The sequence below is a fragment of the Streptomyces sp. NPDC006235 genome (genome assembly GCF_040613735.1).
Classification (GTDB): domain Bacteria; phylum Actinomycetota; class Actinomycetes; order Streptomycetales; family Streptomycetaceae; genus Streptomyces.
This window is the reverse complement of record NZ_JBEXSR010000005.1, coordinates 218,586-239,925: the sequence shown is the minus strand read 5'-3', so window position 1 is coordinate 239,925 and position 21,340 is coordinate 218,586. Positions and strand designations below refer to the sequence as shown.

22 protein-coding genes and 1 pseudogene are annotated in these 21,340 nt (G+C 72.5%); 7 read left to right on the top strand and 16 right to left on the bottom strand.

What is annotated here, in order from left to right; translation table 11 throughout:
* Positions 1-6 precede the first annotated feature (6 nt).
* From ABZ192_RS08700 to ABZ192_RS08690, 3 genes are all read right to left on the bottom strand, one after another.
* Positions 7-1,020, bottom strand: a complete 1,014-nt coding sequence (locus tag ABZ192_RS08700) for a hemolysin family protein (protein ID WP_356923794.1) — start codon at positions 1,018-1,020, stop codon at positions 7-9.
* Complete coding sequence (locus tag ABZ192_RS08695; protein ID WP_356923793.1) at positions 1,017-2,357, bottom strand: hemolysin family protein; 1,341 nt, start codon at positions 2,355-2,357, stop codon at positions 1,017-1,019. The genes ABZ192_RS08700 and ABZ192_RS08695 overlap by 4 nt, the downstream gene beginning before the upstream one ends.
* Before the next feature lie 156 nt (positions 2,358-2,513).
* Positions 2,514-3,404 (bottom strand): MBL fold metallo-hydrolase, encoded by an 891-nt coding sequence (locus ABZ192_RS08690; RefSeq protein WP_356923792.1) that lies wholly within the window; start codon positions 3,402-3,404, stop codon positions 2,514-2,516.
* A 107-nt stretch (positions 3,405-3,511) separates the two neighbouring features.
* On the opposite strand from ABZ192_RS08690, the gene ABZ192_RS08685 reads away from it, so the two are divergent.
* Genes ABZ192_RS08685 through ABZ192_RS08675 form a run of 3 tightly spaced genes read left to right on the top strand, consistent with a single transcriptional unit; the run spans position 3,512 to position 5,729 of the window.
* Entirely contained in the window at positions 3,512-3,751 is a 240-nt protein-coding gene (locus tag ABZ192_RS08685; RefSeq protein ID WP_356923791.1) for a hypothetical protein, read from the top strand.
* Positions 3,738-5,129 (top strand): amidase, encoded by a 1,392-nt coding sequence (locus ABZ192_RS08680; RefSeq protein WP_356923790.1) that lies wholly within the window; start codon positions 3,738-3,740, stop codon positions 5,127-5,129. The genes ABZ192_RS08685 and ABZ192_RS08680 overlap by 14 nt, the downstream gene beginning before the upstream one ends.
* Positions 5,130-5,186: 57 nt before the next feature.
* A complete protein-coding gene (locus tag ABZ192_RS08675; RefSeq protein WP_356923908.1) occupies positions 5,187-5,729 on the top strand; it encodes a TetR/AcrR family transcriptional regulator in 543 nt (180 codons plus the stop codon).
* On the opposite strand, the gene ABZ192_RS08670 is transcribed toward ABZ192_RS08675, so the two are convergent.
* The 4 genes from ABZ192_RS08670 to ABZ192_RS08655 are packed head-to-tail and all read right to left on the bottom strand — an operon-like array spanning position 5,719 to position 10,527.
* Positions 5,719-6,144 carry a GNAT family N-acetyltransferase gene (locus ABZ192_RS08670; protein ID WP_356923789.1) on the bottom strand — a complete coding sequence of 142 codons (426 nt, stop codon included), beginning with the start codon at positions 6,142-6,144 and terminating at the stop codon, positions 5,719-5,721. The genes ABZ192_RS08675 and ABZ192_RS08670 overlap by 11 nt on opposite strands.
* Before the next feature lie 56 nt (positions 6,145-6,200).
* A complete protein-coding gene (locus ABZ192_RS08665; RefSeq protein WP_356923788.1) occupies positions 6,201-7,094 on the bottom strand; it encodes an LLM class F420-dependent oxidoreductase in 894 nt (297 codons plus the stop codon).
* Between the two features lie 46 nt (positions 7,095-7,140).
* Entirely contained in the window at positions 7,141-9,708 is a 2,568-nt protein-coding gene (locus ABZ192_RS08660) for an FtsX-like permease family protein (RefSeq protein ID WP_356923787.1), read from the bottom strand.
* A 3-nt stretch (positions 9,709-9,711) separates the two neighbouring features.
* Positions 9,712-10,527, bottom strand: a complete 816-nt coding sequence (locus tag ABZ192_RS08655) for an ABC transporter ATP-binding protein (protein WP_356923907.1) — start codon at positions 10,525-10,527, stop codon at positions 9,712-9,714.
* A gap of 134 nt (positions 10,528-10,661) precedes the next feature.
* On the opposite strand from ABZ192_RS08655, the gene ABZ192_RS08650 reads away from it, so the two are divergent.
* Positions 10,662-10,901 carry a hypothetical protein gene (locus ABZ192_RS08650; protein WP_003988727.1) on the top strand — a complete coding sequence of 80 codons (240 nt, stop codon included), beginning with the start codon at positions 10,662-10,664 and terminating at the stop codon, positions 10,899-10,901.
* Between the two features lie 4 nt (positions 10,902-10,905).
* Positions 10,906-11,280: a hypothetical protein gene (locus ABZ192_RS08645; protein ID WP_010041116.1), complete on the top strand. Its 375-nt coding sequence runs from the start codon at positions 10,906-10,908 to the stop codon at positions 11,278-11,280.
* A gap of 13 nt (positions 11,281-11,293) precedes the next feature.
* Here ABZ192_RS08645 and ABZ192_RS08640 read toward each other — a convergent pair whose 3' ends face one another.
* The 6 genes and pseudogenes from ABZ192_RS08640 to bioB form a co-directional block, all read right to left on the bottom strand.
* Complete coding sequence (locus tag ABZ192_RS08640) at positions 11,294-11,977, bottom strand: class I SAM-dependent methyltransferase (protein WP_356923786.1); 684 nt, start codon at positions 11,975-11,977, stop codon at positions 11,294-11,296.
* A gap of 69 nt (positions 11,978-12,046) precedes the next feature.
* A complete protein-coding gene (locus ABZ192_RS08635) occupies positions 12,047-12,982 on the bottom strand; it encodes an endonuclease/exonuclease/phosphatase family protein (RefSeq protein WP_356923785.1) in 936 nt (311 codons plus the stop codon).
* A gap of 4 nt (positions 12,983-12,986) precedes the next feature.
* Positions 12,987-13,887 (bottom strand): annotated as a pseudogene (bla, locus tag ABZ192_RS08630) (class A beta-lactamase).
* Positions 13,888-13,972: 85 nt separating this feature from the next.
* Positions 13,973-14,698: a dethiobiotin synthase gene (bioD, locus tag ABZ192_RS08625; RefSeq protein WP_356923784.1), complete on the bottom strand. Its 726-nt coding sequence runs from the start codon at positions 14,696-14,698 to the stop codon at positions 13,973-13,975.
* Between the two features lies 1 nt (position 14,699).
* Positions 14,700-16,010 carry an adenosylmethionine--8-amino-7-oxononanoate transaminase gene (locus ABZ192_RS08620; RefSeq protein ID WP_356923783.1) on the bottom strand — a complete coding sequence of 437 codons (1,311 nt, stop codon included), beginning with the start codon at positions 16,008-16,010 and terminating at the stop codon, positions 14,700-14,702.
* Positions 16,003-17,199 (bottom strand): biotin synthase BioB, encoded by a 1,197-nt coding sequence (gene bioB / locus ABZ192_RS08615; RefSeq protein WP_356923782.1) that lies wholly within the window; start codon positions 17,197-17,199, stop codon positions 16,003-16,005. Before bioB ends, ABZ192_RS08620 begins: the two co-directional genes overlap by 8 nt.
* A 150-nt stretch (positions 17,200-17,349) precedes the next feature.
* Between bioB and ABZ192_RS08610 the strand changes: the two genes are divergently transcribed.
* Positions 17,350-18,477 (top strand): 8-amino-7-oxononanoate synthase, encoded by a 1,128-nt coding sequence (locus ABZ192_RS08610; protein WP_356923781.1) that lies wholly within the window; start codon positions 17,350-17,352, stop codon positions 18,475-18,477.
* Between the two features lie 76 nt (positions 18,478-18,553).
* Here ABZ192_RS08610 and ABZ192_RS08605 read toward each other — a convergent pair whose 3' ends face one another.
* Together ABZ192_RS08605 and ABZ192_RS08600 are read right to left on the bottom strand one after the other, a co-directional pair.
* Positions 18,554-18,784 carry a DUF397 domain-containing protein gene (locus tag ABZ192_RS08605; protein WP_356923780.1) on the bottom strand — a complete coding sequence of 77 codons (231 nt, stop codon included), beginning with the start codon at positions 18,782-18,784 and terminating at the stop codon, positions 18,554-18,556.
* Between the two features lie 9 nt (positions 18,785-18,793).
* Entirely contained in the window at positions 18,794-19,654 is an 861-nt protein-coding gene (locus tag ABZ192_RS08600; RefSeq protein ID WP_356923779.1) for a helix-turn-helix transcriptional regulator, read from the bottom strand.
* Positions 19,655-19,867: 213 nt separating this feature from the next.
* Here ABZ192_RS08600 and ABZ192_RS08595 point away from each other — a divergent pair, with 213 nt between their 5' ends.
* Positions 19,868-20,326, top strand: a complete 459-nt coding sequence (locus ABZ192_RS08595) for an ATP-binding protein (RefSeq protein WP_356923778.1) — start codon at positions 19,868-19,870, stop codon at positions 20,324-20,326.
* Positions 20,327-20,328: 2 nt separating this feature from the next.
* On the opposite strand, the gene ABZ192_RS08590 is transcribed toward ABZ192_RS08595, so the two are convergent.
* A complete protein-coding gene (locus ABZ192_RS08590; RefSeq protein ID WP_356923777.1) occupies positions 20,329-21,255 on the bottom strand; it encodes a LysR family transcriptional regulator in 927 nt (308 codons plus the stop codon).
* Positions 21,256-21,340: the final 85 nt, after the last annotated feature.

The following is a 21,340-nucleotide window of genomic DNA, read 5'->3' as shown; positions in this document are numbered from 1 at the left end:
GGGCCCTCACGCCCGCTGGCCGAACAGCTCCCGCAGGACGTCCTCCATGGTCACGAGGCCGGCCATCCGGCCGTCCGCCCCGAGGACGGCCGCGAGGTGCGTACGGCTGCCCCGCATCGCGGTGAGGACGTCGTCCAGCGGCGTGTGCTCCCGCACGCGCGCGATGGGCCGCATGTCCCGCAGCCGGAACGGCACCTCGCGGCCGGCGGCGTCCAGCGCGTCCTTCACATGCAGGTAGCCGACGATCCGGCGCCCCTCGTCCACCACCGGGAAGCGGGAGAACCCGGTCTCCGCCGACAGCCGCTCCAGCTCGTCCGGAGTGACGCCCACCCGCGCGTACACCACGCGCTCCAGCGGCAGCACCACGTCGCGCACGGGACGACGGCCCAGCTCCAGCGCGTCGTGCAGCCGCTCCTGGGCGCGGTCGTCGATGAGGCCGGCCTCGCTGGAGTCCTTCACGATCTGCGCGATCTCGGCGTCCGAGTAGGACGCGGCGACCTCTTCGCGCGCCTCCACGCGCAGCAGCTTCAGCAAGGTGTTGGCGAAGGCGTTCACCGTGAAGATCACCGGGCGCAGCGCCCGGGACAGCGCCACCAGGGGCGGTCCGAGCGTCAGCGCGCTGCGCACCGGCTCGGCGAGCGCGATGTTCTTCGGCACCATCTCGCCGAGCAGCATGTGCAGATACGTGGCCAGGGCCAGCGCGATCACGAAGGACACCGCGTGTCCCGCGCCCTCGGGCACGCCCATCGCGTGGAACACCGGCTCCAGCAGGTGCGCGATCGCCGGCTCGGCCACCACACCCAGCACCAGCGTGCACAGCGTGATGCCGAGCTGCGCGGCCGCCATCAGCGCGGACACGTGCTCCAGGCCCCACAGCACGCTCTTGGCGCGCCGGTCGCCCCGGTCGGCGTAGGGCTCGATCTGGCTGCGGCGCACCGAGATCAGCGCGAACTCGGCGCCGACGAAGAAGGCGTTGACGACGAGCGTCGCCAGACCGATCAGCAGCTGGACGGCGGTCACAGCTCCACTCCCTTCTCGTCGGGCTTCTCGTCGTCGAGCGGCGCGCGCAGCCGGACGCGGGCGGCCCGGCGTCCGGTGGCGTCCAGGACCTCCATCCGCCAGCCGGCGACCTCGAGGGTGTCACCGGCGGCCGGTATCCGGCCGAGCACCGTCGCCACCAGCCCGGCGAGCGTCTCGTACGGCCCCTCCGGGGCACGCAGCCCGACCCGTTCGAGGTGGTCCACCCGCGCGGAGCCGTCGGCCGAGTACAAGGCGTGCCCGGCCTCGTCCGTGCCGGCCGGCGCGAGGTCGGGCAGCTCGTGCGGGTCGTGCTCGTCGCGCACCTCGCCGACGACCTCCTCGACGATGTCCTCCAGGGTGGCCACGCCCGCCGTGCCGCCGTACTCGTCGATCACCACGGCCATCGTGCGCTTGCCGGAGAGCCGGTCCAGGAGCCGGTCGACGGTGAGGGTCTCCGGGACCAGCAGCGGCTCGCGCATCAGCTCGGAGACGAAGATCCGGGTCCGGCGCTCCGCCGGGACCGTCAGCACGTCCTTGACGTGTGCCGTCCCGACGACCGAGTCGAGGGTGTCGCGGTAGACGGGGAACCGGGACAGGCCGGTCGCACGGGTCGCGTTCGCCACGTCCTCCAAGGTCGCCTGCACCTCCAGGGCGACGACCTGAACCCGGGGCGTCATCACGTTCTCCGCGGTCAGGTCGGCGAGGTTCAGTGTCCGTACGAACAGCTCGGCGGTGTCGGCCTCCAGGACGCCCTCCTTGGCGGAGTGCCGGGCGAGCGCCGCCAGCTCCTGCGGGCCGCGCGCCGACGCCAGCTCCTCGGCGGGCTCCACACCGATGCGGCGCACGATCCGGTTGGCCGTGTTGTTGAGGTGCGTGATGAACGGCCGGAACGCGGCGCTGAACCAGCGCTGGGCGTTGCCCACCGTCTTGGCGACCGCCAGCGGCGACGAGATCGCCCAGTTCTTGGGCACCAGCTCGCCGACGACCATCAGGAACACCGTCGACAGCGCCGTGCCCAGCACCAGCGCCAGGCTGTGGGACGCCGACCGTGACACACCGATGTCCTCCAGCGGCCCGGCGATCAGGGCGGCGATCGACGGCTCGGCGAGCATGCCGACGACCAGGTTCGTGACCGTGATGCCGAGCTGTGCGCCGGAGAGCTGGAACGTCAGATTCCGTACGGCCTTCAGGGCGCCCTGCGCGCCCCGCTCGCCGCGCGCCACCGCCTGCTCCAGCTCGGCGCGTTCGACCGTGGTGAGGGAGAACTCGGCCGCCACGAAGGCGCCACAGGCGAGCGAGAGCAGGATCGCCGCCAGGAGGAGGAGCACTTCGGTCATCGGTTCACCCCCGTTCCATGGTTCTCCAGGACGGGGCGGAACGCGCGGTGTCGCGTACTGGGAGGCTCGCCCATGGGCGGACGCTCACAACCTTTCATGCTGAACCGAGTGGCCATCCAAGGGTAAAGGATGGGCAAAGTCCTGTGACCGGGGTGCTCAGCGGGGCTCGGCGGGCGCGGGAGCCAGACGGTACGCCCCCTCGTGTGCGACGACTCGGCCGGCGGTCGGCGGTGCGAAGTGGGTGCCCAGGAGGAGGGTGTCCGTACCGGCGAGCGCGCCGAGCAGCTCGCGGCGCGAGGCTTCCGCCTGTCCGGAGTCGATGTCGACGCAGGCGCCGATACCGGGGTGGGCGAGCTGGACGGGATGGTGGAGGCAGTCGCCGGTGATCAGGGCCGTCCGTCCCCGGCTGGTCAGTTCGACGGCGACATGGCCGGGGGTGTGCCCGGGGGTCGGCACCAGACGCAGTCCCGGGACGACGTCGAGGCCCTCGGCGGGGACGTCGAGGAGGTCGAGCAGCCCCGCCTCCTCCACCGGGATCACGGAGTCGCGGAACATCTGCCGGCGCGCCTCGTCCATGGCGTATCCGGCCCAGAACTCCCGCTCGGTGCGGGAGGTCAGGTAGCGGGCGTTCGGGAAGGTGGGCACCCACGCGCCGTTCACCTCCCGGGTGTTCCAGCCGACGTGGTCGGCGTGCAGGTGGGTGAGGATCACCAGGTCGACGGAGTCTGGGGGGAATCCGGCGGCGGTGAGGCGCTGAAGGTAGTCGGTGTCCAGGTCGTGCCAGGCCGGATCGGCCCGCTCCTTGCCGTTGCCGATGCCGGTGTCCACCAGGACGCGCAGCCCGCCGGCCGTGAAGGCGAAGCTGTGGCTGTCCGCCCGCAGGACGCCTTCGTCGTCGGCGAAGTGGGGCCGCAGCCAGTCCTGCCCGGCGACGACCTCGGGGGTGGCGTCGGGCAGCAGCCAGGCTCCGATGGCGGGCGGCAGCGGGATCTCGTCGATGCGTTGGACGGGGATGTCGCCCACGGTCCAGGAAGCAGGTGTGGTCAAGGGGTCCTCCTCGTACGTCCAGACTTAAAGCAATCTGTTTGCGTTAAGGCGACGGTAGAGCTTAGAGTCCACTAACGCAAACAGTTAGCTTTTATGGGGGGAGCCTCATGTCCCACCCCGCACTCACCCCGTCCGAAGCGGCCCACTGGGCCCGCCGCGCCGGACTCGTCCTGCCCGCCGACCGTCACGCTGCGGTCGCGGCCACCGCCGACCACATCCACTCCGTCGTGGCGGTCCTGAGGGAACTGGACTTCGCAGACACCCCGCCCGCCCCGGCCTACCGCATGGCAGCCGTGCAGGAGACGCACGACGCGGCCGCGAAGGAGACGCACGATGCGGCCCTGTGAACTGACGCTCGCTGCCGCCGCCGACGCGATCCGGGCGCGAGAGTTGTCCCCCGTCGAGCTGACCGACTCCGTACTGGAGCGCGTCGAGCAGGTGGAGCCGCGCCTGCGGGCCTACGTGACCGTCGACGCCGAGGGTGCGCGCCGGGCCGCGCGCCGTGCCGAGAGCGACATCGCGGCCGGCCGCCACCGCGGTCCCCTGCACGGCGTCCCGATGGGCCTGAAGGACCTCATCGACGTCGCCGGTGCGACCACGTCGGCCAGTTCCCGGGTGCGGTCCGGCCACCGCGCGCAGACCGACAGCGCCGTCGCCGCACGCCTGTCGGCGGCCGGAGCGGTCCTGCTCGGCAAGACCCACACGCACGAGTTCGCCTACGGGCTGACCACCCCGCAGACCCACAACGCCTGGGACCCCGGCCGGGTCGCGGGCGGCTCCAGCGGCGGATCGGCCGTCGCCGTCGCCGCCGGTGCCGCCACCTTCGCCCTGGGCACCGACACCGGCGGATCCATCCGGGTGCCCGCCGCGCTGAACGGGGTCGTCGGCCTCAAACCGACCTACGGCCTCGTCCCGCGTCACGGCGTCACCCCCCTGTCCTGGTCCCTGGATCACGTCGGCCCGATCGCCCGCACCACCGAGGACGCGGCCCTGGTCCTCGCGGCCCTGGCCGGCCACGACCCCCGTGATCCCGCGTCGCTGACCGCGCCCCCGGCGCACTACCGGCCGGGCCCGGACACGGACCTGACCGGACTGCGGATCGGTGTGCCGCGCACCTACTACTTCGACCACGTCGAGCCGGAGGTGGCAGCCGCCGTCCGGCGCGCGACCGGCCTGCTCCAGGCGCTCGGTGCGCGCCTCGTCGACGTCGAGATCCCCATGACCCGCTACATCCAGGCCACCCAGTGGGGCCTGATGGTGCCGGAGGCCACCGCCTACCACGAGACCAGCCTGCGCACGGTCCCCGAGCTGTACCAGGCCGACGTCCGGATCCTCCTCGAAGCCGGTGAACTCATGTCCGCGGGGGACTACCTGCGCGCCCAGCGCTCGCGCACCCTCATGCAGCGGGAATGGGCGCGCCTGCTGCGGGAGGTCGACCTGATCGCCGCGCCCACCGTGCCGATGACCGCCGTCCCGGCCGGTCAGTCCACGGTCACCTGGGCAGACGGCACCGTCGAGGGCGTCTCCGACGCCTATGTGCGGCTCTCGGCCCCGGCCAACATCACCGGCCTGCCCTCCCTGTCCGTCCCGGTCGGCCACGACGCGGCGGGCCTGCCGATCGGCATGCAGCTCATCGGCCCGCCGCTCGGGGAGGGCCTGCTGCTGCGGGTCGGATACGCCGGCGAACAGACCCGGCCCGCCCGCGCACTGGCGCCCGCGGCCTGAGCAGCACGGCGCCAGAAGCAATCGGTTCGCTTTATGGTGGGTTTCGTGAGCAGGCAGATGGTGCGCCCCGGTGGGCGCAGTGCGCGGGTCCAGGCGGCGGTGCACACCGCCGTGCGCGAACTCGCCCCGGAGGTCGGCCGGGACGCCCTGACCGTGCCGATGGTCGCCCAGCGCGCGGGCGTGACGCCGTCCACGATCTACCGCCGCTGGGGAGACCTGCAGGCGCTGCTGTCGGACGTGGCGGTGGAGCGGCTGCGGCCCGAAACCGAGCCCGCCGATCACGGCACCCTGGCGTCCGACCTGACGGCCTGGGCCGAGGAATTCCTCGACGAGATGGCCTCGCCGGCCGGCCGCGCCTACATCCGCGACGCCCTGCTCGGGGACCCGGACGGCGGCAACGCGGGCCAGTGCTCCGCCTACGCCGCCGAGCAGATCGACGTCATCGTCCGTCGCGCGTCCGAGCGGGGGGAACCGGCACCCGACGTCGAGACGGTCGTCGACCAGGTCGTCGCGCCCTTGATGTACCGCATCCTGTTCCGCCCGGACGGACTCGACACCGCCTACGCCCACCGCCTCGCGGCGGGAGTCCTCAGTCGGTGAGGGGCTTCACCCAGCGTCGCCACCGCTCCTCGGGCGCGTACCCGGCGGCTCCCCACGCGTGGTGCGCGGTCTCGTTGCGCGTGAGCACCATCGCGTCCGCGCGCCGCCCGCCCAGCGTGACGAACCGCTCCTCGGCCGCGGCGAGCAGCGCGGAGGCGATGCCCTGGCGGCGCTGGTCCGGATGCACGGCCAGCCGGTAGAGGTGGCAGCGCCAGCCGTCGAACCCCGCGATCACCGTGCCCACCAGCTCGCCGCCCCGCTCGGCGAGGATCAGGGCCTCGGGGTCGCGGGCGACCAGCCGCTCCACCCCCGTGCGGTCGTCACTGATGCTCGTGCCCTCGGCGGCCACCTTCCAGAAGGCCAGCACGGTGTCGAGGTCCTCGGGCGTCGCGGCCCGGATACGCAGATCGGTCATGCCATGATCGCATCACGCTGGACCGCTCCTGGTCGCACCATTTCAGAATCCGGACGTCAGGCCCCTCGCACCCGCTCCATCACCGGCGCGAACGTCTCCATGTAGGGCTCCAGGACGGTCAGATACGTGAAGCCGTAGCGCTCACGCCGGGCCAGGACCTGCTCTGTGAGCTCGTCCAGGGTGCCGACCAGGGAGACGGGGAGCTCCAGGACCTGGTCCACCGTCATGTCCGGGATGCGTTCGAGGAAGGGCCGGACCGCGGCCTCGCGGTCCTCGGTGCCGATCACCATCTGGAGGAGCAGGTTCAGCTCGGGCGGCTCCTCGCGGTGGTCCTCCGCGAACTTGAGGTACCGCGCCACGCGTTCGTCGAGTTCGTCCGCGGTGATCGGCGTCAACTGCCCGGTGTCGCTGCCCGGCACCGTACGCGCCCCGGTGAACGCCGCGATGTCGGCATGCTCGGCGCTCAGCCGCAGCATCCGGTCGCCGTTCCCGCCGATCAGCAGGGGCACCCGGGGCCGCTGCGCCGCCTGCGGCCGGTGCTCGTCCGAGCCCAGCAGCCGCTCCAACTCCTCGACCGTGCGCCGCAGGTGGTCGACCCGCTCGCCCGGCGAGCCGAACGGCAGCCCGGCGCTCTCGTGCTCCGCCCGCACGTAACCGGTGCCGAGGCCGAGCTCCAGACGGCCGCCGGTCAGCGCGTCCGTCGTGGCCACCTCGCGGGCCAGCAGCGCCGGGTTCCAGAAGCCCGCGTTGAGCGTGAACGTGCCGAGCCTCGGCCGCTCGGTGGCCTCGGCCGCCGCCACCAGAGCCGGGAAGGGCGCCGGCATGCCCAGATGGTCCGGGACGAGGATCACGTCGTACCCGAGTTCCTCGGCCCGGCGGCACTTGGCGCGCCACTCCTCGGCCGACGCGGGTTCGAGCAGGTTGACCCCGAAGCGGAACGGACGCGACATGAACTCTCCTCACACAGCAGCGACTTGAGTACCCGCCGCGATTCCATCACTCGTGCGCGATGGCCGCCAGTACGTTCATGCGGGAGGCACGCAGCGCCGGGAGCAGCGCCGCGACGACCCCCACCACCGCCGAGCCGATCACCACCGCGACGATCGTGGTCCACGGGATCGCGAGGGCCGTCATGCCCTGAAGGGCCAGCACCTCGTGGGTGCACACGCCCCACACCAGACCCAGCGCGAGCCCCAGGACGGCCCCGAACACAGCGATCACCACCGACTCCAGCCGGATCATCCGCCGCAGCTGCCGCCGGGCCAGCCCGATCGCCCGCAGCAGCCCGATCTCCCGGGTGCGCTCGACGACCGACAGCGCGAGGGTGTTGACCACCCCGAGCACAGCGATGATGATCGCCAGCCCCAGCAGCGCGTACACGAGGTACAGCAGGACGGCGATCTGGTCGTGCACCAGCTGCTTGTAGTCCGCCAGGTCCCGCACCTGCACCTGCGGGTAGGGGTCCAGGGTCCGCTCCAGGTTCGCGCGCAGGTCGTCGTCGCTCGTGCCGGTGGCGGCGTTGACGTACAGCGCGGAGTCCTGCCCGCCCGGCGCGTACCGCTCCAGCGTGGCGAGGCCGAAGTAGAGCCCGCCCTGCGTGCCGAATCCCTCGGCCGAGTCCTGGTCGGTGAGGGCGCCGACGGTCAGCTCGGCCCTGCGTCCGCCCGGGAACTCCACCGGGACCGTACTGCCCACCCGCACGCCGTGGTCGCGCGCGAAGTCCCGGTCCATGGCGAGGCGTCCGTCCGCGAGCGCCGCCGCCGAATCCCCTTGGACATACGTGATGTTGGCTACGTCGTCGAGCCGCGGATCGTAGCCCGCGGCGGTCGTCTCCACGCGGTCGCCGTCCGGGAGCCGCACCCCGACGGGCGTGAACCGCCCCCGCACGACGAGGCCCGCCCCCTCGGTGCCGCGCACCTTGTCGGTGACCTCCTTCGGGAACGGCAGGAAGTTGGTGTTCTGGATCACGAAGTCGGCACCCAGCGTCTTGTCGATCTGCTGGTCGAACGAGGCGGTCATCGACTCGCTCGCCACCGACATCCCGCCGACCAGGGCGAGGCCCACCATGAGCGCGGCCGCGGTGGCGCCGGTACGGCGGGGATTGCGCAGGGCGTTGCGCTGGCTCATCCGGCCGATCGACCCGAACAGGGCGGGGAAGGCACCGCCGAGGACGCGGATCACCGGGCGCACCAGCAGCGGCCCCGCGATCACGGTCGCGATCAGGGTGAGCACGATGCCGAGCCCCAGCAGGGACGCCGCCGACGACGTCCGCTCCGCCACCACGCAGCCCACGAGCGCCGCCGCACCGGCCGCCCCGACGACCGCGCCCGCCACCGCGCGCACCCGCAGCGGCCGGCCCACCCCGGCGACCTCGGCGTCCGAGAGCGCGGCCATCGGCGACACCCCGGCGGCCCGCCGCGCCGGCAGGTACGCGGCGACGAAGGTGACACCGAGACCGACGACGTACGCCGTCACGGGCGTCACCCAGCCGATGACCATCTCGCCGGCGGCGATGTTCATGCCGAGCAGACCCATCAGCTCGATGAGCCCGGCCGCGAGCCCGACGCCGGCGGCGAGTCCGAGCGTGGAGCCGACCAGACCGAGCAGGAGCGCCTCGGTGAGCACCGAACGGCGGACCTGGTGCCGGTCGGCGCCGAGCGCGCGCAGCAGCCCCAGCTCGCGGGTGCGCTGGGCGATCAGCATGGAGAAGGTGTTGACGATCAGGAACACACCGACCAGCACGGCGACCCCGGCGAAGCCGACCATCACGTACTTGATGACGTCGAGGAATCCGCCCAGCTGCTCGACGTCCGACTCGGCCTGCTCGTCGGCGGTCCTGAAGTCGTAGGTTCGGGCGCCGAGCGCGGCGGCCACGCGCTGCTTGAGCTGCTCGTCGCTGACACCGTCGGCGGCGTCGACCGAGATGCTGGTGGCGGCCCGCGGGCTGTCCAGCAGTTTCGTCTGCGCGGTGCGGGGGTCGAGGAAGACCAGTGCGGCACCGGGGTTGGTGGTCGTGAACGTGGCGATGCCGACGACTCTGACCTTGAACGACCCGGGCGGTGCGATCACGGTGAGGGTGTCGCCGATGCGTACGTCCTTGCGGTCGGCGGTCTCCGAGTCGAGCAGCGCCTGCCCGTCGCCGTGCGGGGCGTGACCGGAGGTCAGTTCGACGGGGCTGCGCTCGTTGGGGTTCCAGGCGGTGCCGAGCGTGGGAGCGCCGGTGGTCGGGCCGACGGGTTCGTTGTCCTCGTCGACGACGGTGAGGCCGTCCACGTCCACCTCGGCGCGTGCCGCCGCGACCCCGTCGACCCGCCGCACGCGTTCGGCGAGCGCGGCCGGCAGGGTGGCCGTCCGGCCGGAGGGCACGGCCTCGTCGAGGCCCTCCTTGGGGCTGACGGTGACATCGGCCGCGGTGGAGGCGAACAGCCGGTCGAACGTACGGCTGACGGTGTCCGAGAAGATCAGACTGCCCGTGACGAACGCGACGGACAGCAGGACGGCGAGTGCCGAGAGCAGCAGCCGCCCCTTGTGCGCCAGGAAGCTCCTCAGGGTCGCCTTGAGCACGGGTCAGTTCTCCTCGGGCGCCGCCGGGGCGTCGTCGAAACGGGTCCGGGTCACGTCGAAGCGCTTCATGCGCTCCAGGACGGACTCCGCGGTCGGCCGCCGCATCTCGTCGACGATCCGGCCGTCCCCGAGGAAGAGCACCAGGTCGGAGTGGGCGGCGGCGCCCGGGTCGTGCGTGACCATGACGACGGTCTGCCCGAGCTGGTCCACCGCCTCGCGCAGGAAGCCGAGCACCTCCAGGCCGGCACGCGAGTCGAGGTTGCCGGTCGGCTCGTCCGCGAAGATCAGCTCGGGCCGGGAGGCCAGTGCCCGCGCACAGGCCACCCGCTGCTGCTGGCCGCCGGAGAGCTGCGACGGCCGGTGCCTGAGCCGGTCCCGCAGGCCGAGCGTGTCGATCACCTGGTCCAGCCACTTCTCGTCGGGCTTCTTGCCCGCGATGTCCATGGGCAGGGTGATGTTCTCCAGCGCGTTCAGGGTCGGGATGAGGTTGAACGACTGGAACATGAAGCCGATCCGGTCGCGGCGCAGCCGCGTCAGCTCGCGCTCCCTCAGACCCGTGATCTCCGTGTCGCCGAGCCACACCTGGCCGGCCGAGACGGTGTCGAGACCCGCCAGGCAGTGCATGAGCGTGGACTTCCCGGAGCCCGACGGGCCCATCACCGCGGTGAACCGGCCGCGGACGATGTCGACGTCCACCGCGTCGAGCGCGAGCACGGTCGTCTCGCCCGAGCCGTACGCCTTGGTCAGACCGCGGGCCCGGGCCGCGATCCCGTCGGCCGACGCGAGGCCGGGGATGTGCTCCGCAGCAGGTGTGGACAAGGCCGCCTCCTCGTGGTGGACGCCGGATGTCGTCACTTTGCCCGAGGGTAATGTGACGCGGCCCACACTCGTATCCTCCTCGGGTCGGAGTTCCGCCCTTGCCGGTGCTAGCACCTCCGCGCTAGCTTCGAGGTATGGCGAAGACCCAGCTGAACGTGCGAGTCGACGAGGGCACCGCCCGAGCCGCCCGCGAACGCGCCCTGGCCCGCGGCATGAGCGTCAACCGCTACATCGAGGAGCTGGTCAGACAGGACACCGGCGAGGTGGGCCACACGTTCGTGGAGGCCGCCGCCGACTTCATGAAGCAGTACGAGTCCGTCTTCGCCGAGGAGTTCGGCCCGGACCGCGAGGGCACGCGCGAAGGTCGCCACTGAACCCTTGAACAACCTCGAGATCGACCTCGCCTGGCTGCTGATGCTCGCCGAGCAGAAAACCCCGGGAGACCCCCAGGTCACCGACTGGGGAGCCCTCGTCGCCGCCGTCGCACGCCACCAGGCCGCCATATTCGACGTCCCCGTCTACGACAGCCCGCACGCCCGCGCCGCCGCCCTGCTCCAGCTCCTGATCCACGTCCCCGCGCTGGAACGCTCCAACGCCCTGTTCGCCTCCGCCGTCGCCTACGCGTACCTCGTCGCCAGCGGCGCCAAGGTCGTCACCTCACCGGAGCAGGTCCGCGATCTGGCCCGGCTGGTCAAGAGCGGCGAGGCGTCCGTGCGGGACATCGAGCAGGAACTGCGCCAGTGGAGCCTGTGACACGGACCGACGACTACGTACTGACCGGTCGCCACGCCGTGCCCAGCACGCAGAACGAGGTGGGCAGTACCGGCCCCTCCTCCGGCATCATCACCTGCCGGTAGGGGCCGAGTTCGAACCCGGCGTCCCGCAGCGCCCGCACCGGCTCCCGCGCCAGATGGCAGCCCCCGCTCACCACCGGCCACACCGTCCGGTCCAGGGCGCGCTGGCTGAAGGTCATGACCCGGCCGCCACCCCGGCCGTGCTCGAAGAACCGCACCTCGCCGCCCGGCCGCAGCACCCGCCGCAGCTCCCCGAGCGCCCTGGGCACGTCCCGCACACTGCACAGCACCAGCGACACCACGGCCGCGTCAAAACCCTCGCTCTTCACCGGCAGCGCCTCGGCCGCACCCGGCACCACGTCCACCGGCACCTCCGTGCGCAGGGCCGCCTCCACGGCCAGCTGCCGCAGCCGCCGCTCCGGCTCGATGGCCACGACCTCCGAGACGGTGCGCGGGTAGTGCGCGAAGTTCAGCCCGTTGCCCGCGCCGATCTCGATCACCCGCCCCGACAGCCCGCCGAGCAGTCTCTCGCGCACCCGGCCCATGCCCATCCGCGTCTCGGCGGTGACACTGATCCGGGCGTAGCAACGGGCGAACAGCGGATGATGCACGGCATCCCGTGACACCGTGCCGGAACGGGCGGGCCGGAGCGGCATGAGAGACCTCCTGACGAGGCGGGCCTTACGGCGATTGTCCCCCGGCCGAGCCCGGCCCACCCCTGCCGTCTACCGCAGCAGTACGCGGCCCAGCACCGGCCGATGGTCACTCCCCGTCGCGTCCAGTGCCGACACGCCCGTCACCTCGACGCCCCGCCCCAGCACCTGGTCGATCCTCGCCACGGGCAGGGAGGCCGGCCAGCTGAACGCGAACCCCGGGGCCGGGGCGTCCAGCCGGGAGGTGAGCGGGCCGAGCCCCCGGTCCTGCACGGTGCCGTTGAGGTCGCCCACGACCAGGAGCCGACCGGCCGGGTCGTCCGCGATCCGGGCGCCGAGCAGTGCCGCGCTCTCGTCGCGGGCCGCCGAGGCGAACCCCGTCGGACCCAGCCGGACGGACGGCAGATGGACCACGTACACCGCGATCTCCCCGCCGGGCGCGGCCACCGTGGCCCGCAGGCCGCGCTGCCAGCTCCCGGGGAACCCCTCGGGCCGGATGTCCACGGGCCGCACGTCCGACAGGGGCCGGACCGACCAGAGCCCGACCGTGCCGTGGACCGCCCGGTGCGGGTGGGAGGCGCCCAGGACGTCCTCGAACACGGGCCGCAGCTCGGGCGTCAGCTCCTGCACGGCCACCAGATCCGCGCGAGCGGCACGCAGCGCCCGCGCGGTGCCCTCCGGTTCGGTGTTGTCGTCGGCCACGTTGTGCTGGACGACGGTCAGGTCGTACGACTCCGGCGGCGAGGAGAACCACAGCCCGCCGAACATCCAGAGCCAGACGGCCACGGGCACCAGGCAGGCGAGCAGCCCCGCTGCCGACCGTCTGAGCACGGCGAGGCAGCCGAGGAGAGGCACGGCCGCGCCCAGCCACGGCAGGAACGTCTCCAGCAGGCTCCCGAGACGCCCGGCCCCGTTGGGCACGGCCGAGTGCAGGGCGAGCAGACCGGCGACACCGAGGCCGCCCCCGACGAGCCAGGCGTCAAACGACCGTCCGCCCCTCACTCGCATCGGCCTAGCCGAGTTCCGCGGCCAGCACCGCGGCCGTCTTCGCCACGAGCGCGTCGTCGGCCGGGGCGTCCTCCTCGGGCTGGGTCGTCAGGACCGACAGTACGATCGGGGAGCCGTCCGGCGGCCAGGTGAGGCCCACGTCGTTTGAGCCGCCGTACCGTCCACCGCCCGTCTTGTCGGCGACCAGCCAGCCGGCGGGCAGGCCCTTGCGGAACCTGTCGTCGCTGGTGGTGTTCCGCAGCAGCCAGTCCGTGAGCCGTGCCCGGTCCCGGGGCTCCAGCGCGTTGCCGAGCACGAGACGGGCGTAGGTCAGGCCGATCGCGCGGGGGGGACGTCGTGTCGGTGACGCGCCAGGGCTCCGCGGAGTTGAGCTCGGGCTCCCACCGGTCGAGCCGGGTGACACCGTCACCGACCGAGCGGGCGAAACGCGTGACGGCGGTCGGTCCGCCCAGCTCCTTCAGCAGCAGGTTGCCCGCGGTGTTGTCGCTGAAGCGGATGGTGGCGTCGCACAGTTCGCCGACGGTCATGCCGGTCGCCACGTTGTCCTCGGTGATGGGGGAGTAGCCCGACTTCGTGACGTAGTCCTGGGTGTACCGGATGCGCCGGGCCAGGAACTCGCCGTCGCGGTCGAGGTCGCGCAGGACGGCCGCGGCGGCGAGCGTTTTGAACACCGAGGCCATCGGGAAGCGTTCGTCGGCCCGGTGGGCCACCGTCCGGCCCGTACGCATGTTCCGCGCGTACACGCCGAGCCGGGCGGTGTGCTCCCGCTCCAGTTCCCTCAGCCGTGCGGTGACGCCGCCCGTAGCCGGTAAGGCGTGGGCCGTGCCGCCGCCCAGCGAGAGAGCGGCGGCGGCGCCCAGCGCGAGGGCCGTGCGGCGGGACGGGCGTGGGTGTGTGCTGTGCACGGTGTTCCCTTCGGAGGTGATCACGTACGTAGTCCAACACGCACTCACCTCCGCGCCGGTTTCACCGCGCGCCCGCCCGGAACTCTCAGAACGCCGGGGGCGCGTGACGCACCTGGAACGCCTCCGCGTCCCACGTACCGTCCAGGCGCGGCGCCAGCCAGTGCGGCGCGGTCGCCCGGAAGGCGGCGGGGGCAAGGCCCCCCGACCCGGCGGGAACGGAGCCCAGCAGCGGCGCCCCGGCCACGTCCGGCAGGTCCGCGAGATTGCAGCGCGAGGCGAGATCCGGCGCGGCGGGCCAGCTCCCGATCACGATCCCCGCCGGGTCCAGCCCCCGCGAGCGGAGCTCACGTGCCGTCAGCTCCGTCGTGTTCAGGGTGCCGAGCCCCGCCGACACCACCACCAGCACCGGCGCCGACAGCAGCCGGGCCGCGTCCGCCAGGGTGCCGCCGGCCGGGTCGAACCGTACGAGCAGTCCGCCCGCGCCCTCGACGAGCACCAGGTCGTGCTCGGTGGCCAGCTTGGCGGCGGCCTCCGCGACCTCCTGCGGGTGCACGGGCGCGCGACCGGCCCGGCGGGCGGCCGTGGCGGGTGCCAACGGCTCGGGATAGCGGGCGAGTTCCGCCGTCGTCACGGCACCCGCGAGCCGCCCGACCTCGGCGGCGTCCCCCGGCTCGTCCGGCCGGACGCCCGTCTGCGCGGCCTTCAGCACGGCCACCGAACGGCCGGACGCCAGCGCCGTCGCGGCCACCGCGGCGGTCACGACCGTCTTGCCGACCTCCGTGCCCGTGCCCGTGATCACCAGTACCGACATGTCATCCCTTCCGCGCCGCCGCGCACACCGCCCGCGCGATGCGCGCCACGTCCGCGTCGCCCGTCACGTACGGCGGCATGGTGTAGATCAGATCCCGGAACGGCCGCAGCCACACGCCCTCGCGTACGGCCGCCTCCGTGGCCGCCTTCATGTCCACCTCGTGGTCGAGCTGGACGACCCCGATGGCGCCGAGGACCCGCACGTCCTTCACGCCGGGCAGGTCACAGGCCGCCGCGAGCCCGTCCCGCAGCCCCGTCTCGATCCGCTTGACCTCGGTGCGCCAGTCCTGGCCGAGCAGCAGCTCGATCGAGGCGCAGGCCACCGACGCCGCCAGCGGATTGCCCATGAAGGTCGGGCCGTGCGCGAGCACCGGCACCTCGCCGCGTGAGATGCCGTCCGCCACCCGCGAGGTGCACAGTGTCGCCGCCATGGTCAGATAACCGCCGGTCAGCGCCTTGCCCACGCACATCACGTCCGGTGTCACGGCCGCGTGCTCCGCCGCGAACAGCGCGCCCGTGCGGCCGAAGCCGGTCGCGATCTCGTCGAACACCAGCAGCACGTCGTGCGCGTCGCACGCCTCGCGCAGCACCCGCAGATAGGCGGGGGAGTGGAACCGCATCCCGCCCGCGCCCTGCACCACCGGCTCCACGATCACCGCGGCCAGCTCGTCGGCGTGGCGCTCGATCGATGCCCGCAGCTCCTCGGCGTACGACTCCTCGTACCCGGCCGGAGGCGGGCCGACGAACACCTGACGCGGCAGCACCCCGCTCCACAGCTCGTGCATCCCGCCGTCGGGATCGCACACCGACATCGGCTGCCAGGTGTCGCCGTGGTAGCCGCCGCGCCAGGTCAGCAGCCGCTGCTTGCGGGGGCGGCCCAGCGAGCGCCAGTACTGGAGGCACATCTTGACCGCGACCTCGACCGACACGGACCCGGAGTCGGCGAGGAACACATGCTCCAGGCCCTCGGGCGACATGTCGACAAGCAGCTTCGCCAGCCGCACGGCGGGCTCGTGGGTGAGCCCGCCGAACATCACATGGCTCATCCGCTCCAACTGCCCGCGCGCCGCCTCGTTGAGCACCGGGTGGTTGTAGCCGTGGATCGCCGACCACCAGGACGACATTCCGTCGACCAGCTCTCCCGAGCCGTCGGCGAGCCGCAGCCGCACCCCGCTCGCCGACTCCACGACGAGCGGTTCCCGCCGGCCGGGCATCGGGCCGTACGGATGCCACACATGCCGCCGGTCGAGGTCGAGCAACTCGGGCACCGTCAGCGCGGGCACGGGGAGCTCGGGCACCGGGAGCTCAGGCATTGGGCGCGAGGTCCGTTCCGGCGCCCCGGCGGCGGACGGCGACCAGGTCGGTACGGGGCTCCGCGGCCGTACGGGGCTCCGCGGCCGTGCGGGCCTCGGCGGCCTCCGGAGCGGCGGTGGAACCGCAGACGCCGCCACCCCCCTCGGAGCCACACACTCCGCCACCGTCGTGGCAGCCGCCGGCCGCCCGGTGCTCCGGCAGCGTCACCTGGTCGGTGCCCTCCACCTCGAACCCGGCGTCCGCGATCATCTCCAGGTCGGCCTTGCCCGCCTGGCCCTCGGTGGTGAGGTAGTCGCCGAGGAAGATCGAGTTGGCCAGGTGCAGGGCGAGCGGCTGCATCGAGCGCAGATGGACCTCCCGGCCGCCCGCGATGCGCACCTCGACGTCCGGGCACACGAAGCGCACCATGGCCAGGATCCGCAGGCAGCGCTGCGGGGTGAGGTTCCACTCCTTGGCGAGCGGGGTGCCCTCGACCGGGATCAGGAAGTTGACCGGAACCGAGTCCGGGTCCAGTTCGCGCAGCGAGTAGACGACGTCGACCAGGTCCTCGTCCGTCTCGCCCATGCCGGCGATCAGCCCGGAGCAGGCGGACAGCCCTGCCGCGTGGGCCTTCTCGACGGTGTCGACGCGGTCGGCGTAGGTGTGCGTGGTGGTGATCTCCCCGTACGTCGCCTCGGACGTGTTGAGGTTGTGGTTGTAGGCGTCGGCGCCGGCCTCGCGCAGCCGCTCGGCCTGTCCGTCGGAGAGCAGCCCGAGACAGGCGCACACCTCGACGCCCTCGTTGTTCTCCTTGATCGCCCTGATCGTCTCGGAGACCCGGTCCACGTCCCGGTCCGTCGGACCGCGCCCGCTGGCCACCAGGCACACCCGCTTGGCGCCCCCGGCCACCCCGGCCGCCGCCGCGTCGGAGGCCTGGTCCGGTTTGAGCCACGTGTACTTCAGGATCCCGGCCTGGGAGCCGAGCCGCTGCGAACAGTAGGAGCAGTCCTCGGGACACAGGCCGGACTTGAGGTTGACGAGATAGTTGAGTTTCACCCGTCGGCCGAACCAGTGCCGGCGCACCTTCCCGGCCGCGGCCACCACATCGAGCAGGTCGTCGTCGGATGTCGCGAGGACGGCCAGTGCCTCTTCTCGGCTCGGCAGCTCGCGCCGAAGCCCCTTGTCCACCAGCGTGTTCAGCAGGTCCATGGGAGCCGATCCTGTCCTACCGAGGCGCCCCGGGCCAAGGAGACTTCGGACAACAGAGTCGCTTCGAGGTGTGGGTATTGCCACACACTGACCTGCTGGAGCTCCCGCTAGTGTCTGTGCACTGCCTACAAATTCCCCGGAGGACCACCCATGGCGTTCGGCTGGATCGACGAGCAGGCGCGGCTGCGCCGCCGTGCCGGACTCGTCCGGACTCTGCGCCCCCGTCCGGCCGTTTCGCCGCTCCTCGACCTGGCGAGCAACGACTATCTGGGCCTGGCCCACCATCCCGAGGTCACCGAGGGCGCGGCCCGGGCCTCGCGGCTCTGGGGCGGCGGCTCGACCGGCTCCCGGCTCGTCACAGGCAGCACCGAACTGCACGCCGAACTCGAACAGGAACTGGCCGATTTCTGCGGCTTCGAGGCGGCCCTCGTCTTCTCCTCCGGCTACGCGGCCAACCTCGCGGCGGTCACCGCGCTGGCCCCGCACGGCTCCCTCATCGTCTCCGACGCGGGCAACCACGCCTCGCTCATCGACGGTTGCCGGCTGGCCCGCGGCACGACCCAGGTGGTGGCGCACGCCGAGCCGGACGCCGTGCGCAAGGCGCTGCACACACACGAGGGCACGGCGATCACCGTGTCCGACACGGTCTTCTCGGTCGACGGCGACGCGGCGCCGCTGGCCGCGCTCGCCGAGGCGTGCCGGGAGCACGGCGCCGGACTGGTGGTCGACGACGCCCACGGCCTGGGCGTCCTCGGCGACGGCGGCCGCGGCGCCCCGCACGCGGCGGGGCTCGCGGGCGCCGACGACGTCGTCGTGACGGTCACGCTGTCCAAGTCGCTCGGCAGCCAGGGCGGAGCCGTCCTCGGCCCCGCCCGGGTGATCGACCACCTGGTCAACGCGGCACGGACGTTCATCTTCGACACGGGTCTCGCCCCCGCTGCGGCGGGGGCGGCCCTGTCGGCCCTGCGGCTGCTGCGCCGCGAGCCGGAGCGCGCGGCGCGGGCCCGCGCGGTGGCGGGCGAGTTGTACGCACGCCTGACCGCCGCGGGCCTGGAAGCGGTACGTCCGGACGCCGCGGTGGTCTCGGTGCGGGCGCCCTCCCCCGAGGACGCCGTGCGCTGGGCGGCCGAGTGCCGCGCGGCGGGCCTGGCCGTGGGCTGCTTCCGTCCTCCTTCCGTACCCGACGGCGTCTCACGGCTCAGGCTGACCGCCCGCGCGGACCTGACCGGGGAACAGATCGAAGGCGCTGTACGACTGATCGGCGAGACGCGGCCATGAGTCGGCGTGACACGGCCGTGCGTCGCTCGACGACGGACTGATCGGAAAGGTGGTTCGGACGTGGCTCGGATGCGGCTCAGATGCGGTCGACCGCGGCCGTGAACTCCGCCCAGCTCCTCGCAGAGAAGAGCAGCGCGGGCCCGGCCGGGTCCTTGGAGTCCCGCACGGCGAGCAGTCCGGCCCAGGGCGGGACGTCCGGACGCGCGGTCTCGACGCAGTTGTTCGCGCCGGTGCTGTAGCTGCTGCGCAGCCACCGCACACCGTGCAGTTCGATGCTTGAGGGGACGTGACGAGGCAGTGCACGCATGGTGCCTCCTTACGCGCCGGCGGCTGTCCCGGCGATGAAATCCAACGAGTCCTCGGGCGAAAGGGCGTGGATCTGAAGGGCGTTGAAGGCCTCCGTGTAGGCCTGGAGGTCTTCTTTCCGTTCGAGGTAGAGGCTACTCGTCAAGTGGTCGAGAACAACCACATCCAGATCGGATGTGCTCGAAAATGAGAAGATAACGAAAGGGCCGGTAACGCCGATGTGCGCCCCTGCGGCGAACGGCAGCACCTGGAGCCGCACTTGGGGCAGCCGCGCCGCCTCGACCAGCCTTTCCAGCTGCCGGGCCATGACCCCCGGCCCGCCCACCTCCCGCCGCAGCACCGCCTCGTCCAGGACGGCGCTCAGTTCCAGCGGCGGATCCGCGCGCAGTACGTCCTGCCGGGCCAGCCGCACCTCGACCAGCGTGTCGAGCCGGTCCTCGGGCAGGCCCTCCACCGCGGCCTTCGTCACCGCACGCGCGTACTCGGGCGTCTGGAGCAGCCCCGGGACGACGGTGGTCTCCAGCGTGCGCATCGCGCCGGCCTGCGACTCCAGGCTGATGAAGTCCCGGTAGGTGGGTGGCAGCACTCCGCGGTAGGCGTGCCACCAGTGGGTCCGGCCGTCGCTGTCCTCGGACCCCGCCAGCACCATGAGCAATTCGCGCAGCTGCCTGTCCGCCACGGCGTACGCGTCGAGAAGTAACCGCACATCGGCCGGTTTCACCCCGCTCGTGCCCGTCTCGATACGGCTGACCTTCGACTGGTGCCAGCCCACCAGCCGGGCCGCCTCACCACTGGTGAGCCCCGCCGAGGTGCGCAGCGCGCGAAGTTCGGCGCCCAATTTCCGGCGGCGCACCGCGGGACCGTGCTGCATGGGCTCCTCCCTACTCCTTCCGAGCCACCCAAATACGGTCTCGCGTCGTAGAGTTCACCGCTTTGAGCGACAGATATATGCATATCTTGGTGGATCGCCGCCCTTGAGGGGTGTTCTGGTGGCACTCTGGCGACGAAGCACCAGTCCGGGACCGTACTCGAACCTTCCGCTCCGTGTCGGACTGCGGTCCCGTGGGAAAGGGACGACGTCGCCATGGCAGACCATCTGGAAGCATCCGTCACTCTGCCGAGCGATCCCGCCTCGGTCTCCGCGGCGCGCGCCTATGTGGTGGGCACGCTGGCGGAGTGGGGCCTGCCGGCGGACACGGAAGTGTCCGACTCCATCCGGCTCATCATCTCCGAACTCGCCACCAACGCCGTCCAGCACACCTTCGGACAGTCCCCCACCTTCACGGTAGACGTCGCACTGGACCGCGACGAACAGCTGCGCATCGGTGTCACGGACAGCCACCCGCGGTTCCCCAGACGCCTGCCCGCCGCCGTCCAGCAGGACAACGGCCGCGGTCTCGTCATCATCCGCTGGCTGACCGCGGAATGCGGCGGCAGGCTCCGGATCCGCCCCACCCGCGAGGGCGGCAAGACCATCTCGATCGAACTCCCGTGGACCGTCCCGGCCCAGCCCGTGCCGACGGCGAGGAAGCAGGAGCCGTGACCTCACCGCGTCTGTGACGTGTGCCGCGCGCGGCCGAACGCCCCGCGCAACAAGGCCCGGAAGGCCTCCACGGCAGGCGCCGCCTCCTCGCCCCGATAGGCGACGGAGATCGTACGGCGCAGCTCGCCCGCCCCGAGCGGGCGCACCCCGACCGGCGTGACCGACGTCCGCGCCACCATCTCCGGTACGACGCCCACCCCGAGCCCCGCGCTGACCAGCGCGCACACCAGCGCATACCCGGGTGTCGAGACCAGGACCGACGGGCTGGCCCCGGCCCTGGCCAGCGCCGCCTCCACACCCTGCCGGGACGGATGCTCCGGCGCCATGCTGATCAGCGGCTGACCCGCCAGTTCCGTCAGGGGAAGCCTGGCCGTGCCGTCGGCGAGGGCATGACCCGGGGCGGTCACCAGAACGAGTTCCTCGACCAGCACCGGCTCCGAGCGGACGGAGGCCGGAAACGTCAGGGCGTCGGCGGGCTGGTAGGTGTGGGTCAGCGCCAGGTCGATCTCACCGGCGGCCACGGCCGTGACACCGGCCGGTGGTTCGTAGTCGGCGACGGACAGCTCCACATCCGGATGAGCCCGGCGGAACGCGCTGAGCACCGGCGGCAGCAGATGGATGCCCGCCGTCTGGAACGTGCCGAGCCTGAGGACGCCGCCCGACAGACCGGCCAGCCGGGCCAGTTCGTGACGGGCCTGCTCCAGCTCGTCGAGCACCCGCCGGGCCCGTGCCACCAGCAGCTCGCCCGCAGCCGTCAGCCGCGCCCCGCGGTGATGCCGGACCAGCAGCGCCGAGCCCGCCTCCCGCTCCAGCTTCGCCAGTTGCTGGGAGAGCGCGGGCGGGGTGTAGCCGAGGCGCTCGGCGGCCCGGGTGATGGACCCGGCCTCCGCGACGGCGACGAGCGCCGCGAGCCGGGTCGGGTCGTACATGCCGCTGACCTCCGCAGACCAAAGCGATGCTTAAGGCTCACCCAGGACATTCAAAATACCTGCTGAAGGCTTCGACCCGGCAGTC